The organism is Roseburia sp. AM23-20, assembly GCF_003470905.1.
Classification (GTDB): Bacteria; Bacillota; Clostridia; order Lachnospirales; family Lachnospiraceae; genus Roseburia; species Roseburia rectibacter.
Genome location: NZ_QRHS01000025.1, coordinates 1 through 15,002, shown reverse-complemented (window position 1 = coordinate 15,002; position 15,002 = coordinate 1). Strand labels below are relative to the sequence as shown.

Genomic DNA, 15,002 nt, shown 5'->3' with positions numbered 1-15,002 from the left:
GCTCACACCTCGATTCCTTCCTGAGCAAGACATTTCCGTAAACTTTCCCTTGAACGCATCAGAGACGATTTTACCTTGCTCTCACTGATGGAGAATCTCTTTGCAATTTCAGCTATACTGTCAAAATACCAGTACCTCCGCACAAAGATCCTGCGGTTTTCTGTCTTCATCCCAGCCAGAAAACGGTTAATCATCTCCGCAAGTTCCATATTTTCCACATGTAACTCCATATTTTCACCGGAAATACAGTCCTGCATCTCTTCATATATGTAAGAAATTTCTCCCTCTCCACGCTTTTTCGAATGATTTTTCCGGTAGCGGTCTAAGGATAGATTTCTTGTAATCGCTCCTAAAAACGCCTGCAATATCCCCGGCCGCTCTGTCGGCATGGAATTCCACGCCCGGAACCATGTATCATTCATACACTCTTCACAATCACTTTCATTGTGCAGTACATTCTGTGCTATCTTGTGACAATATGCTCCGTATTTCTGCTGTGAGCATGTAATTGCCCTCTGATCTCTGACCCAGTATAACTCAATAATCTTTTCATCCTCTAAAAACTGCCCCACGATCCGAATTATATCCTCCTGTAATGTTTATCCTGTTCTGTTATGATTTTACAGAGCATCTGCCGCACCAATAAAAACAGGTATCCCATTCTCCCTGTCTATGATCGCATAGACAAATGGCCTGTCCAGCACAACATTTTCCACTGCCTCCAGACACCCCATTGTTTCCACTTCCACAACTGTTGCCGCCCCGGCCTTTGTACCAAGTTCATTCACTTCAATCTTTGTCCGGTGCAATACCTGGCTGATATACAGATTATCCCCATTTTTACAATTCCCCATCTGTGAAAAATCTGCTAATTTCTCATCAAATGCATCATGCATTCCCATTCTGTCTAAAACTTCCGCTAATTCTTTCTGCGTCTCCGCCTTAAACTTTGGCATACCTGTTTGCACTATTGTATCATTTGCCTGAGCAATTGTCTTTAGAAAAGTTTCTCCATTCATCTGACTGATATAATCTCTGATATCCATATTCTCATCCGGAAGCAGTGCAACAAAGTCAAAGCCTTCTTTATACGGCTTGATAAATCCAACAGCATGCTCTTCCTTCAAAAAAGAATATTCCTCCGAATACATCATTGATACTGTTGAATGATTACCATCAATATCATAAAAATCAGCATCATGCACCTGTTCCTTTTCATACGGGTCCTGCCACTCCCCCTCAAATGCCACTGCATTTACAAGATACATAATAGCATATGGCGGTATCTGATCCATGATATCTTTGATCATTCCATCCGTGCGCCGGTCGATCCAGCGATTGATATCCTTTGTCGTTTTTTTATCAAAAGCCGAGGCAAAGATATCTGCCTGATAAAATTCAGCGTTTAACTTCAGAAAATCATCTGCCGGTACAAAGTTCTCATCAGAATCTTTGTACCAGATAGAATTCGCTGTATATAAATGATTATTTTTTTCCTTTGGCATGGAACTTTGCAGACGCTGCAGCTCCCGATTGAGAAGATCAAGCGAGCAGTCTGCCGTACCGCAAAGTACACTCTCCATCTGTTCCAAAGTCTCGCCTGATGCTCCGTTTGCAGTCATGGCAAGCGCATTTATCACGGAATATGGTGATATCATTGTATTTTTTCCAGCTTCATAGCTATTTTGAAAAGCCTTTATTGCAAAATCAGCATAACTGTCCGCAAATATTTTGTCTGATTTTTCATCCGATGGCAGCATCTGAACATTATCTCCGGATTTTCCAGTATCTTCTTTCGTTACATTCAATTCCCTTGTCGATCCTGAAAGATGCATGCCTTCTACATTAGAACACGCAGCTGTCCCTGATAACAGAATACCAGCTGTTAAAAATAATGCTACTATCTTTTTTGCTCTTTTTTTCATCTTCTCTTCCTCCATTGTATCTGTTTCCTGTTGTTTCATTGCTCTTCTATATAAAAAGACGCAAATGGGTAACTGCCCGTTGCGTCTTTTTCCAATTTTTTTCAGCATAGAATTTGCCTTACTATATTTTCCAGTCCCCATGTAACACATCGCTGTAAGACAATCTAATTCGTCATTTTCTACTGAAATCTTCTTCCTGATCTTTTCCAGCTCTTTCAGTCTCAACATCATTCGCGATAAGTATATCATATTTCACCAGTCGTTTTCCACATAACCGTAAAAAAGTAAAAAACCATACGATACATTTTCTATATGTATCGCATGGCTTTACTTATTGCTTTACTTATTGCTTTTCAACTGAAACAATTGTTCCCGAAAATGCATCCACTTCTGAAAGTTCCCCGGTATATGTTACTTTTACTTTATCTCCAACAGAAACATTTTCCAATCCCTGTGGTTTTGCATCAAAACTTAATTCATAGGAAGCACCACTATCATCTGTCACAATAAACATAAAATCTTTGATCTCGTCCACCGTTCCATTCAGTGTTTTCTCTTCGCCTGTTACCGCTTCAGCTGTATTTTCCGGTACAGCTTCAGTCTGTAACTCTGTTTCAGCGTTACCCTCTGCACCAGCCTGCTGTTCTTTCTGCATATTATCCTCTGCCTGTACTTCCTGCTGCACTTCATTTCCGGCATCAGCACGATTCGTGCTTCCACATGCTGTAAATATGGACATACACATTACCGTTGCTAATACATAAATTGTTTTTTTTCTCATTCTGAATATCCTCCTGCGTGTTTTTATTACTTATCATTTGTAAGTTTCATTTATTTAGATAAAATAATAACAAAAAAAGTTTCATAAAAAAAAATTTTTTATTCCCGTTTCCTCATTATTTTTATGAACATGAATTATTCGGCAAATGGATAAAATGCTTTTTCCGGCAGATGTGCGTCAGGAAATGCATAATAAGATAAAAGAAACAGAAACGGAGAACATCTATGAACAGTATCGGGGAACGTATTGTATCTTTACGTGAAGAACGCGACATGAGCCAGAAACATCTTGCTTACACGATCGGTATCGCTCCGACTACCCTATCCCGATATGAAAACAACCTTTATGAACCAAAGGCAGAAATTTTAAACCGGCTCGCAAAAGCCCTTGATACCACTTCTGACTTTCTGATTGGACTTACCGATATTTACGAGAAACCAGCAGATGCCAGAAAGCGCAAATCAGAACTCACTGCCGATGAACAGCGTCTCTTAAGTTATTATCGTAAATTAACCGACCTGAATCAGGCTCGTTTAAAGGAACGCGCCGAGACGCTGCTTGATCTGCAGGAGAAAAAATGATTTTTATTTTCCACAGCACTTTTTATATTTTTTCCCACTGCCACATGGGCACGGATCATTCCGTCCTATTTTCTTACCGTCCCGCTGATATGGCATATCCATTTCAATACCGGCAAACGGATCCCATTCTTCTACCCGATTCATATAATAATCACTGATTCCTGCTACCTGTTCTCCGACCATATCGATCAGTGCTTCTACGCTCTCGTCCTCTGTCCGGTCCGCAATTGCAGCAAACATGGTGTTTGCTTTATTATATTTTCCAGTACCCATATAGGACAAAGCCGTAAGACAATCTAATTCAGCATTTTCTACGGAAAGTCCCTTCCGGATCTTTTCTAATGCTTTTGGTCTGTCCGACTCTCTGTTTTCATAAAAAGCCCTGTATATCTCTTCCTGTATTTTTACAGGCATATCTTTTAATGATGTGTCCTGCGTGATCTCCTCTCGTTCTATATCTGCCGCAAAAACGTCTGTTTCAAATGCATTTTTCCCGGTGATTTTCTCATACTCCATCCTGGAATATCCATGAAGCATTGGGAGTCCAAGTGTCATGATACCTTCAAGTACAACCTGCCAGATATTCATCCGGTCGTATAAAAGAACTGTTTTTCCAGCCTGTTCCTCATGCAGTAAGATTGTATCAAATATTTCATCTGCACTGCATCCACTGACTGTTTCATTAAAAATCAGTTCTATCATATCCGAAACATCATCCTGTGACATATCCAGTGTTTCATCAAGCTCCTGTGCCAAAATCTGCCAGCATTGTCCAAGATCAGCAATATTCGTGGAGACAGAAAGAACTTCTTTTTGTGAAAACTTCTTATAAGGAAGATCTGTGGCAAACTTTTCCAGTCCCTCAATAATCCGTTCATTATCTACATTTATAAGTGCCGCATAACTTTTCCCGGTATCACTTCTTCGTAAAGTCTGAAACTGCTTTCCAAAACTGCCATACCAGTACACATACCGAAGGAAATCCCTCTCTGAAAGGTTCATATTCCATACATTTTCAAAAATTTCATGAAAATCCTTGAGTTCTAACAATATATACGTAAGCAGAAGTTTCATTATTTTTCCGGTAATATCATCAATCTCTTTCCGATACCTTTTCCGGTCTAATGACGTTATCAAAGCAAACCTTTCTTTGAAATCAATAGCAGGAAACACATATGCTGCCTCTGTTTTTGGCGGAACCTGCACATGTAAAAGTCCCAATACGATACCTTTCATAATTGTATCATAGTCTGCTGTGTATTTTTTATTTTCCACAAACCCGCTTATTTTCTCAAATTCCCGTATATTATTTTCTGTCAGAATATAAAGATAATACTCCGGGTGCTTTGTCAGTTCTTCATTGATGGCATCCGCTAATATACCCGGATCTTCCTTTTCATAATCATATGAAAGCTGGAGATACTTGCTGTAATCCCTTGTTTGCTGCTCACTCAGCCTGTGAATTAATTCCTTACATGTCCGATGAGGCGGCATTTTACAGATATTTCCTTTCGCCTCTTTATTGCAGAATTCTTTCCATGCAGTTACTTCTTTTCGTATGACGGACTGTTTTTTCGCGGCATCGTCCAGATTTTTCAAAAATTTTTCTGCCTGCTCCCTGAAATATTCATAAAATTCTTTTTTGTTCTCTTTAAAGGCTTCGATACCTTTCATCATCTGCTCATAATCGTCCGGCATATCTGTTTCCTTAAAATGCATTTTTTCAAGATTATGATTGACTGCTTCCATATCGTATTTTTCCGGCTGCATATCTTCATCCCAGTCACCACAGAAATCTTCAATAAAATTGTCTCCTTTTACCTTCAAAATTGCGGCATGATCTGCTGTATATTCCGGCATCTTTTTTTCAAATATCACCTTGTGCTGCCAGTCATCGCCAAAATCATAGGTATAACGAACCCATTTTTCATGCTCTAAAACCGGTCCCACCGGTGTTTTTTTCTCGATCATGAACATACTTTTCACTGCATCTTTTTTACTTTTTACAATTTCAAAACTATTTCCGGGGCTTTCGAAAATATGCAGATGCATATCCTCCCACCCGAAAATCTCCTGAATCACACAATGCAGATCTGCAAAAGACATTTTTTCAGGTACTACAACTCTCCGCCATACCGGTGGGTGAGTATCCATGATCATGATTTTTAAAACAATGCCTGACATTTTTTGATACCTTCGCTTTCGTTTGCTATTTTATATCTGTGACAATTATAACATTTGACATGCATGTTTTGGAGTTTTTTGCTTAATCCCACATATTTTTCCAAACATTTCCTTTTTGTATTTTATTAGACTTTTTTTCGTTCGTCAAATATTTCCCCGCTCACTCCATCAAAATCTCCTCCACCGTCACAAACGTATACCCCTCTTTTTCCAGTTCATCAATGATCGCAAATGCCGCTTTCACCGAGGATTCCGACGCATCATGCAGCAGAATGATATCATTCTCCTCTACCTTATCGATCACTCTTTTGGCGATCACTCCGGAATTGTCTGTCGCCCAGTCTTTCGGATCAACGTCCCACAGTACCTCAATCATTTTTGTCTCATAATCCAGATTACATTTCCAGCAGCCATACGGAGGTCTTATGTACTCCGGATATTTTCCGGTGATATCATGGATGGCGGCATTTGTCTTATCCACCTGCTCGATCGCCGCTGCATCGGAAAGATTACTCAAGTTGACATGCTCGTAAGAATGCGTGCCGATCAAGTGCCCGGAATCAGAAATATCTTTGACGATATCAGGATATTTTTCAACCTCTTTTCCCAGCAAAAAAAACGTGGCATTGACACCACGTTCTTTTAACCCCGAAAGAAGTTCTTCTGTATAATCCGGATTTGGTCCATCATCTGCTGATGTCAAGTAAGGACCAAATTTTTTTGAAGAAATCTTGATTTTGGGGTTGACAAACTACAACATGAGCATTTCATAAATCATTGTTTGTATATAATACTTTTTATTTAAAATGCCTAGCTGCTTCATGCTAAAATTATAGTTTGTTTTACACCTTGCCTCTGTTACTAATTCATCACAATTTACTATACATTTCAATAATTCTATTTCTGATGTATGTAGAAGAACACTGCTTTTTTCTCTCAATATAAACTACAGCCACTCCCTTTTTTTTAATTCCCTTTCCGCATCTATATATACACTTTCCATACGATGATCTTCTCCTGCAATCATAACATCAAAACCATACTTGTAATAGGCTGCTATTTTATCTAAATCATTTTCAGGAACCACTTCATCAACATAGCGTATTGCTTTTACAATTTCCACTCTCTGTTCATAGCTCAAAATAGACGTTCTATTTTTTCTTCTAATCATAAAATCATCCGTTCCAACCCCCACAATTAAATACTCACACAAATCTTTAGCTTTTTATAAACGTCTATGTTAATGGTATCAGCAACAAACCTTTGATATGTATAGTTTGTAAAGTCTAATACATAGCCCCTCTCCATGTCAAACAGTCTCTCAAAGTAATCTTTCTCGATATATGTCATCTGCGCCATAGATTAATACCTCCATCGTCAAGAAAATATAAATATACAATATTTTCCTACTATTGACATCTAAAATATTAACTATGGCATTTTTAGATGAAAAAAGAAGAAGCCCTTTTGTCACTTTAGACTTCTTCTTTTTAATCTTACAATAGTTCTTCAAATTCCTCCCGATACTTCCAGACAATCTCTATCCGCTTATCTTCATATACTATGACTTTCTCCACCATCTCCCTCATAAACTCTTCTGTCAATGTTTCGCTCGTTCCATACCTTTTCACAAGATCTGCAACACATCGATAGCTTTTTTCCCTTTCCTCCTGCATATCAATCTGTTCAGAGACTTTCTCTATTTCTCTCCGTACTACTTCCTCCTGCCTGCTTAACTGTTCCTTTTCTTTTAAGAATACATCCTGCTTTACCATACCAGAACGGAACCGTTCGTACAGCTTGATTTTTTCAGCAGGAAAACGCTCTAAGCTTTGTTTTAGTCTATTTTCCTGCTGTTTCGACTTCTCCTGCTGTTTTTCAAAGAGCTTGGAAACAGGGATTATCGCAAACAATCTACAATGTTCCTGCCAGATAGTCCATATCGTCTGCTCAATCTGTTCTTTTTCCATACGAATCTCATTGCACTTTGCATTGTCCAGCAAATTTCTGCGTTTACACAGATAATACGGTATCTTTGTTTTCCGCAGTTCTAACCGATTTCCACAGCATCCGCAAAAGACAATTCCTCGGCGGACAGCAGAACGGTCATAAACCGCTATTTTCCCTTTTCTGATACTGTCATTCGCCTTTTTGAAAAGTTCCCGACTGACAATCGCCTCGTGATGATCCGGTATCACAAGCCATTTTTCTTCCGGCTGTCTTACCTTCTGTTTACAGCCAATTTGGGTACGGACCGCCTTTCGATACACCATATCTCCCTGATATACCCGGTTATGGATAATAGAATGTATCTTGTTACGATTCCATATATCTGCTTTATAATGCCGGTTAAGCTGCTCTCCCTTTGCCTGCTTATAAGTCAGCCTAGTCGGCACTCCCTCTGCATTTAGTTCGATTGCCAAAGTTTTTGCATCTTTTCCATCTGCCAACTCCTGAAAAATACGCCGTATGGTAACTGCTGCACCCTCGTCAACTTCCATTCTTTTACCATCTGATGACTTTTGGTAGCCATACACCATGCAACCTGCGTAATATTCACCCCTTTTCATGCAGGTTGTAACTCCGCTTTTTACCTTTTCAGACAAATCTCTGCTATACATCTCATAGATAAAATTCTTAAAAGCGACATCCATTCCACCCATCTGTCCGAAAAAATCTTTACTGTCAAACCCATCATTGATGCTGATAAAACGAACACCCAAAAACGGGAAAATCTGTTCCAAATAATCTCCAACTTCCAGATAATTTCGTCCAAAACGTGACAAATCCTTTACGATAATGCAATCTATTTCTCCCTGCCTGCATGACCGGAGCAGCTCCTTTATCGCCGGTCTGTCAAAATTAGTGCCGGAATATCCGTCATCCACAAATTCCTTGATTTCTGCTCCCTGAAATTCTTCTCCTTGCTCTATAAAGGTATCTATGAAATTTCTCTGGTTACTGATACTTACACTCTCTGCCTTTTCTTCAGAATTGCATAAATCTAAATCTTCCATGGAAAGCCGGATATATTTTGCAACCATATATTTCTTCATCCTTGCTCCCGTCTGTCCGCTACAGCGGACACTCAAATCAGAGAGATTAAAATTCTCTTTCAATTTGCTCCCTCCTGCTCCATATCAGCTCTCTTTTCCAGTAAACTCCGATATTCATCCTCGAATCGAAATATAATATGAATACGCCCTTTTTCAAATACTTCTATTCGTTCTATTAGGGCATCCACCATATCTTTTGTAACCACCATCTGCCCGAAATACTGTTCTGCGGTGTGAGATAGTTCCAGATCCTCTCCATAAGTCTCCTGCATTTTATTCAAAAGCAGTTCTTTCTCTTTACGAGCCACCTCAAGTTCTGCAAGTGCAGCTTGATATTTATTTTTCAACATGAAATATTCCTGAACCGTAAGTAATTTATCTTTATAGTCAAGATAGGTGCTGCTTAATTTCTGCTGATACTGTGTCTCTTTTTGTCTTAAGTCTCTTGTCTCACTTTCAAGCACCATTCGCCTCTTTCCGATTTCAGCACTGCCATTTCTTGACCGAATTTCTTCTCTGCCTTCTAAGAATATTTTCAGATGTATCTGAACCGCTTCTAATACTGCTTTTTCCAGTTTTCTTGCACTGATATGCTTTTTAACGCATCCCATTGCTCCATTTTCTCTGTAATTTGGGCAATAGTAGCTCATAGAATTGTAATTACCAACAGCACCTCCCATCGTGATACCACAATCCCCACAAAATATTTTGCCTTTAAACAAATTGTCACGTTTCGGATTTTCTTTTGCTTTTTCCAGATTATCTTTATACTCCTGCGCTTTCTTTTCATTAACCGCTTGTACTGCTTCAAAGAGTTCTTTGGATACAATAGGCTCATGGGTTCCCGGAACAATCACCCATTCCGACCTTGGAACATAATGTCTCTTTTCTCCCTTGTGCATAGCTGAATGTGTCTTGCCTCTTACCATGTTTCCCAAGTACACTTCATCACGAAGCATATCCTCTATGGCATAGATTTTCCAAAGAACATTACTCCCCTTCTCGTTCCTTACAATCCCTTTTTCATAGCGGTATGCACTGGGTGACTTTATTCCTTTTTCGTTCAAAATCTTTACAATACTGCAATATCCATAGCCCTCAGATCTCAGTCTAAAGATATAACGCACCACCTCGGCGGCTTCCTCATCCACTTCATATTTACCCTTAACTGTACTTGATTTCTTATAACCGTATGGAGCAACTCCACCGCCATATCTTCCTTCTCTTTTCTGAATTTCTATAGCAGAGCCTACTTTTCTGGAAATGTCCTTTGCATACACCTCATTGATAATATTTTTCAGCGGAATTTCTATCCCATTCGCTACTCCCCTGACATCTTCAGAAGAAATTACGGCAAAAGTATCAAAGTGGTCTGTAACAGAAATGAACCGAATGTTTAAGAAAGGGAATATTTTTTCCAAATAATTTCCTGCTTCTAAGTAACTACGTCCAAAACGAGAAAGATCTTTTACGATAATGCAGTTAATCTTACCTTGTTTCGCATCTTCCATCATTTTCTGAAAAGCAGGGCGTTCAAAATTTGTTCCACTAAATCCATTGTCGATATAAATATCAACCACTTTCATATCCGGCTTATCTTTTACAAAATCTTCCAAAAGCGCCTTTTGATTTTCCACTGTATTTTGATTGTTTTTTCCGCTATCTTCTTTAGACAGCCGAATGTAAAGTGCAACGGAAAAATCATGTGTTTTAACTTTTGGGGTCTGTTCCGATAATTTGTTCTCACTCATCTTATCTCTCGGAACCGGATGATTTCTGACTTTTCGTGCCATCAAATCACCTCCCGAACAGCCGTTTCCTGCTTGATTTCACCTACCAGTCCAGCTAATTGCTCGATTTCATCCTGATAGCGAAAGATAATCTCTATCCGACGATCTTCATACACATATATCTGACTGATAAACCGAACGAATAAGGAACGCTTTAACTCTATATCTTTGCTTGTCAAAAATTTCTCCATGAAACTTTCTTTTTCATATCTGCCATCTAATAGCATTCTTTTTTTCTTGCTCAATTCCGTAGCAGCCTTCTTAGTATCTTCTATTCTGTTATCTAATTCCTTCTTAAACAGCAGATACTCGTCCTGAGTAATTAGTTCATTTTTATAGTCCTCATAACATTCCAATTTTAAGCGATTATACTTTTCAATATCTCCCTTTATTTTTTCGGATTGCAGTACCATCATTTTTATCTTGTCTGAATTACAAGATGTTTTCCGTATGTACAGGATACTCTCCTGTAAATCAGCCAAATGCTTCAAATGAAGCTGCAATGTTTTTGTTACGGCAAGATTTAAGGCATTTTCACTGATTCTATGACTGCTACATGTATCTTTGTTCTTCTTATTTCCAGAGCAGACATAATATACATATTCAAAAGAACCGCTATATGCCTTCTTTCTTACCATACTGCATCCACAATCCGCACAAACCAGATAACCGGAATATATGGAGACCGCTCTTTTTCCTGCTGTTACCCTTGTATCTTTCTGTATAATATCTGAAATAATTTCAAAATCAGCTCTGCTTATGATTGCCTCATGTGCATTTTCAATCCGGATCCATTCTTCCCGTGGCTTCTTTTCCCGCACTTTGACTTTATAATTAGGGGTACTCTCCTTTCCCTGTATCAGAGTTCCCACATAGATCTCATTTGTCAAAACACGCATAACTGCCATTGCGGTCCACTTCGCCTTACTGTGTGTCTGGAACACCGTCTTATACCCGCTCCCCTGCTCCTTCTTGTATTCTGCCGGAGAAAGAATCCCTAGACTATTCAATTCATCCGCAATCGCCTGCTGGCTCATTCCGTCCATCTTCATACCAAATATCTCTTTTACAATTTCTGCTGCATAAGGATCAACAATCAGTTTATTTTTATCTTTCCCTCGCATATATCCGTAGACCGCAAAGGCACCAATAAATTCTCCACGTTTCCTCTTTACTTCTAAATGGCTTCTGATTTTAATTGAAATATCCCTGCAATACGCATCATTGATTAAATTCTTAAAAGGAATAATGATATTATTGGATACCGCTGTATCATCAGCACTGTCAAAATTATCATTAATTGCGATAAAACGTACACCCAGTAAAGGAAAAAGTCTCTCAATATACTTTCCAACTTCGATATAGTTTCTTCCTAGTCGTGACAGGTCTTTTACAATGACGCAATCTATCTTCTTGTTTTTGATATCCTGTAGCATTCTTTGAAAATCAGGTCTGTCAAAATTCACGCCACTATAACCGTCATCAATATAGAAGTCAACAATCTCTATTTCCGGTTTACTATGTATATAATCTTCAATATATTCTTTTTGATTTTCAATACTGTTGCTTTGCAGCGTTTCACTCCCGGCAAAATCCCCATCCTCTTTGGATAAACGCAGATAACCTCCGCATAGATATGTTTTAGATAAGTTGTTTGATAGCATAAAAAAACACTCCTTATTCATATTAGCCAGAACAATCTGCTATAAAAATAAGAAGTGGTTTCTATTCATTTAGTCCTATGCATATATTAGCACAGAACTTTCCTTTTTTCCAGACCTTTATAGCAATTTTCATTCTATATTCCATCTGCCAACTCCCGTAATCTTTGTTTCAGGCTGACTCCTTCTGTAAAAGAAGATTTTACTATTACATCTCCTACCATAAAGCAATACGGATTTTTAACATTTCTTAAAAAAGTTCTCATCTGCATTTCTTTATCCACATCGTCTGAATCATCTTCCGGGATTCTTGTTACATCTATGAGTCCATCTCGATTAACTGTTCGTATATCAACCGACTTCAGTTTTTCCCATTCTTCCATTTTTTCTCTCCACGAAGCAGCAAGCTGGCTTATCTCACTATATGACAGCCAGCTTGTTCGATATTCCTCTATAATCTTTTCATTTCTTCTATCGCTCTCATACATTCCCCAGCCCTGACAACCGCAATGCAAGCTGCTAAGGCCATAAGAAGCAGAGCACCTGTTACAGTACTCACTACGATTCCTATGATTTTCATTCTTCTTCCCGGTCTTTATCCATAAAATAACTGTCTGTTTTCTTCCTTATAATAAAGTCTTCCACATCCATAAGCCTGTCCGTGACCGGCATGGTCGGCAGGGTATTCAGAATTTCTGCCCGGTATCTGCCACGCAGGGATGCTCTGCTGTCTAAGATAGAAAATACCGCCGTGTCCTGTTCCCTGCGGATGCCACGCCCGAACCACTGTCTGAGTTTAATCAGCATTTCCGGGATAATGATGTCCCTGCGGTATAAATCAAAGTCCTCATACTGGTTTCTCTGGTATTCCATGACCGGATCCGGCACGGGAAACGGCAGTTTTACTACAATTAGGCTGGAAAGGATATCCCCTGCAAGGTCAATTCCCTCTCCGGCACTGTCACTGGCAAACAACACTCCGTTTCCGCTTCTTCTAAAGCTACTTATTACATCCAGTCTACCTCTACAGCGGATAATCAGAAAGCTGCTCCTTCAGACCATAAAACACCCTCTCCATGAGCCAATAGGATGTAAAAAGGATCAGGGTATGCCCATGAGTGGCAGACACTATCTGCACTATTTCCTCCATGACCGCCTGTATGTATCTGTCATCCCGGATATTCGGAAACGGCATACGCTCTGGTATATAGAGCAGACCGTTACTCTGAAAATCAAAGGGTGAGGGCTTGCTGGTTTCCATGATTCTTGATAAAGCTGCAAAGGAAAGCCCTGTCATTCTCTTAAAGTGCCCAAAATCACCCCGGACTGACATTGTGCCGGACGTAATAATAACCGGTATCGGTCTGCTCCAGATGTCTCGGAATAAAATCTGTTCCAGTTCCATTGGAACCGCACACAGGGCAAGCCTGCCGTTCTCCCTCTTTTCCATCCAGCAGATTGCATTTCCACTGTTTAGAAATACGGTCAGCTTGTCCGTCAGCTCCTGACAACGCTTTTTCAGGCCCTGCATCCGCATTTTCTGTCCGCTGTTTTCCTGATAGGATAAGGGAAGCTGCTCTAAAGCCTTTGCCATGTGCCTTATGTAAATTTTTTCCATGGAACCTATCACTATTTCAATCCTGCTTCCCTCTCTGGTGTGGTTTCCTGCTAAATCTCCCGCCAGTCTGTCAAATATCTGTCTGTTATATTCCGCAAGCTGACTCCGCAATACAGTAAGTTCATCCATGCCTGTGGTTCTTCTGTTCACTTCACTCAAACCCACGATAAATTCCGCATCCTGCTCGTCCCAGACTGTGCTGTACATCTGTCTTGCGGCATCTATCAGCTTGTGGGACTCATCAAACACCATTGCCCCATATCCCGAATTTTCTTAAAATTCATAAATCTACATAAAAGCGAATAAGGACATGACTTATTGCAGCAAAACACGTTGATTCTGCCTTTTACATAGGGTGTCAGCACGGCATCATCCAAATCAATCCTGTCAAATTCCTGCTCCCCAAGCCTTGCCAGTTCCAGTATCAGATTGGCATCCACTTCTCTCTGCAATTTTTTTATGGATGTCTCATATATCTTCAATCTGGAGTCACAGACATAATGCCGTTTTCCTTTCCGCACCACAAAAGATAATGGTTTGTTAATTACATGGTGCTCTAAAAGGATGCCGGATATCTGCGGTATGTATTCCTCTGTCAATGCTTTCTGCAGGGCTATGGTGGATGTTGATATGACTGCCGGAATCTTCTTATCTGAATAAATGTTATGTACCGTCAGTGCAAGGATATATGCGTGAGTTTTTCCTGTCCCCACTTCCGCCTCACATAAAGCCAGTTTGTTTTCCTGCAATGCCCGGAGCATTTCAAAAGAAAGTTCTTTCTGCTTTACCCGCAGATTCATTCCATGTTTCGGTAAAATCTCATCAAATAAATTAATAATTCTTCTGCACTCTTTGCCATCGTTACGCCTCCTAAAATTTCTTAGTGCCATAAAGCAGCACAGGAATAGGCTGGAAGGTATCGGTTTGGCTTTTTACTAACAAAAATGAGTTTCCATCCAGCCCATGAATTCTACTGCTTTATAAAAAGGTGCATCAGCCATCCTGCCAGTAAGCAGGCATCATAAAAGCCACCCACATTCTTTCTCAAACGTGGGTGTGCATTTTCCCGTCACTTATGCGGGCCACTGGCGTGGAAGTATCATTATCTCCGACCGGTATCATCGCATCCTGCCCCACCACGGGCAGTAAAGCCACAGGTAGTTCCCGCTCAGGATAGTGCGGTTCTTTTCACACTGATCCGTCATGGCGTACCCTGACTTGTGCTTTCCGGCTCTCCGGCCGGTCGGATGTGTGCCTGATGCACAGATATGAAGTTGTCAAAGTGCAGTAAAAGGGGAATATTTTAGACAAAAGAAAACCCCTTCACCTAATTCGCCGCTAGGTAAAGTGGGCTGCCGAAAAAATTTTCATTTTATTTTAATATGGTAACGATAATTAGGAATTAT

Annotated in this window: 15 protein-coding genes; 1 reads left to right on the top strand and 14 read right to left on the bottom strand. The window is 39.8% G+C overall.

Going from position 1 to position 15,002, the window contains the following annotated elements; all coding sequences use genetic code 11:
- Window positions 1-2: 2 nt before the first annotated feature.
- The 3 genes from DW650_RS15795 to DW650_RS15785 form a co-directional block, all read right to left on the bottom strand.
- Window positions 3-572: an RNA polymerase sigma factor gene (locus DW650_RS15795; RefSeq protein ID WP_022111972.1), complete on the bottom strand. Its 570-nt coding sequence runs from the start codon at window positions 570-572 to the stop codon at window positions 3-5.
- Window positions 573-620: 48 nt separating this feature from the next.
- Window positions 621-1,925 carry a serpin family protein gene (locus DW650_RS15790; protein WP_243102995.1) on the bottom strand — a complete coding sequence of 435 codons (1,305 nt, stop codon included), beginning with the start codon at window positions 1,923-1,925 and terminating at the stop codon, window positions 621-623.
- 343 nt (window positions 1,926-2,268) lie between these two features.
- The gene (locus tag DW650_RS15785) at window positions 2,269-2,706 is read right to left on the bottom strand and encodes a hypothetical protein (protein ID WP_022111970.1); all 438 of its coding nucleotides are present in this window, start codon (window positions 2,704-2,706) and stop codon (window positions 2,269-2,271) included.
- Between the two features lie 224 nt (window positions 2,707-2,930).
- Between DW650_RS15785 and DW650_RS15780 the strand changes: the two genes are divergently transcribed.
- Window positions 2,931-3,287: a helix-turn-helix domain-containing protein gene (locus DW650_RS15780; protein ID WP_118210483.1), complete on the top strand. Its 357-nt coding sequence runs from the start codon at window positions 2,931-2,933 to the stop codon at window positions 3,285-3,287.
- Between the two features lie 3 nt (window positions 3,288-3,290).
- Here the strand turns inward: DW650_RS15780 and DW650_RS20170 are convergent, their stop codons facing one another.
- The 11 genes from DW650_RS20170 to DW650_RS20155 form a co-directional block, all read right to left on the bottom strand.
- Window positions 3,291-5,471, bottom strand: a complete 2,181-nt coding sequence (locus DW650_RS20170) for a plasmid pRiA4b ORF-3 family protein (protein ID WP_243102994.1) — start codon at window positions 5,469-5,471, stop codon at window positions 3,291-3,293.
- Window positions 5,472-5,631: 160 nt separating this feature from the next.
- Window positions 5,632-6,174, bottom strand: coding sequence for a polysaccharide deacetylase family protein (locus DW650_RS15770; protein WP_243006900.1), 543 nt, complete (start codon window positions 6,172-6,174; stop codon window positions 5,632-5,634).
- Window positions 6,175-6,417: 243 nt separating this feature from the next.
- Window positions 6,418-6,642 (bottom strand): hypothetical protein, encoded by a 225-nt coding sequence (locus tag DW650_RS15765; RefSeq protein ID WP_243102993.1) that lies wholly within the window; start codon window positions 6,640-6,642, stop codon window positions 6,418-6,420.
- Window positions 6,643-6,668: 26 nt separating this feature from the next.
- Window positions 6,669-6,830 carry a hypothetical protein gene (locus DW650_RS19585; protein ID WP_158570882.1) on the bottom strand — a complete coding sequence of 54 codons (162 nt, stop codon included), beginning with the start codon at window positions 6,828-6,830 and terminating at the stop codon, window positions 6,669-6,671.
- 137 nt (window positions 6,831-6,967) lie between these two features.
- Window positions 6,968-8,590, bottom strand: a complete 1,623-nt coding sequence (locus tag DW650_RS15760; protein WP_118210481.1) for a recombinase family protein — start codon at window positions 8,588-8,590, stop codon at window positions 6,968-6,970.
- The gene (locus DW650_RS15755; protein WP_118210480.1) at window positions 8,587-10,320 is read right to left on the bottom strand and encodes a recombinase family protein; all 1,734 of its coding nucleotides are present in this window, start codon (window positions 10,318-10,320) and stop codon (window positions 8,587-8,589) included. The genes DW650_RS15760 and DW650_RS15755 overlap by 4 nt, the downstream gene beginning before the upstream one ends.
- A complete protein-coding gene (locus DW650_RS15750; RefSeq protein ID WP_158570881.1) occupies window positions 10,320-11,981 on the bottom strand; it encodes a recombinase family protein in 1,662 nt (553 codons plus the stop codon). The genes DW650_RS15755 and DW650_RS15750 overlap by 1 nt, the downstream gene beginning before the upstream one ends.
- Before the next feature lie 134 nt (window positions 11,982-12,115).
- Complete coding sequence (locus tag DW650_RS15745; RefSeq protein ID WP_118210479.1) at window positions 12,116-12,361, bottom strand: DUF6870 family protein; 246 nt, start codon at window positions 12,359-12,361, stop codon at window positions 12,116-12,118.
- Window positions 12,362-12,554: 193 nt separating this feature from the next.
- Window positions 12,555-12,956, bottom strand: a complete 402-nt coding sequence (locus DW650_RS20165; RefSeq protein ID WP_243102992.1) for a helicase C-terminal domain-containing protein — start codon at window positions 12,954-12,956, stop codon at window positions 12,555-12,557.
- 46 nt (window positions 12,957-13,002) lie between these two features.
- Window positions 13,003-13,848: a hypothetical protein gene (locus tag DW650_RS20160; protein WP_243102991.1), complete on the bottom strand. Its 846-nt coding sequence runs from the start codon at window positions 13,846-13,848 to the stop codon at window positions 13,003-13,005.
- Window positions 13,821-14,486: a hypothetical protein gene (locus DW650_RS20155; protein ID WP_243102990.1), complete on the bottom strand. Its 666-nt coding sequence runs from the start codon at window positions 14,484-14,486 to the stop codon at window positions 13,821-13,823. Before DW650_RS20155 ends, DW650_RS20160 begins: the two co-directional genes overlap by 28 nt.
- Between the last annotated feature and the right edge of the window lie 516 nt (window positions 14,487-15,002).

Coding starts and splice junctions, on each gene's coding strand:
- DW650_RS20155 (WP_243102990.1), bottom strand. CDS start 14,486: ATGGCACTAAGAAATTTTAGGAGGCGTAACGATGGCAAAGAGTGCAGA.
- DW650_RS15765 (WP_243102993.1), bottom strand. CDS start 6,642: ATGATTAGAAGAAAAAATAGAACGTCTATTTTGAGCTATGAACAGAGA.
- DW650_RS15745 (WP_118210479.1), bottom strand. CDS start 12,361: ATGGAAGAATGGGAAAAACTGAAGTCGGTTGATATACGAACAGTTAAT.
- DW650_RS20160 (WP_243102991.1), bottom strand. CDS start 13,848: ATGGTGTTTGATGAGTCCCACAAGCTGATAGATGCCGCAAGACAGATG.
- DW650_RS19585 (WP_158570882.1), bottom strand. CDS start 6,830: ATGGCGCAGATGACATATATCGAGAAAGATTACTTTGAGAGACTGTTT.
- DW650_RS15785 (WP_022111970.1), bottom strand. CDS start 2,706: ATGAGAAAAAAAACAATTTATGTATTAGCAACGGTAATGTGTATGTCC.
- DW650_RS20170 (WP_243102994.1), bottom strand. CDS start 5,471: ATGTCAGGCATTGTTTTAAAAATCATGATCATGGATACTCACCCACCG.
- DW650_RS15780 (WP_118210483.1), top strand. CDS start 2,931: ATGAACAGTATCGGGGAACGTATTGTATCTTTACGTGAAGAACGCGAC.
- DW650_RS15750 (WP_158570881.1), bottom strand. CDS start 11,981: ATGCTATCAAACAACTTATCTAAAACATATCTATGCGGAGGTTATCTG.
- DW650_RS15790 (WP_243102995.1), bottom strand. CDS start 1,925: ATGAAAAAAAGAGCAAAAAAGATAGTAGCATTATTTTTAACAGCTGGT.
- DW650_RS15755 (WP_118210480.1), bottom strand. CDS start 10,320: ATGGCACGAAAAGTCAGAAATCATCCGGTTCCGAGAGATAAGATGAGT.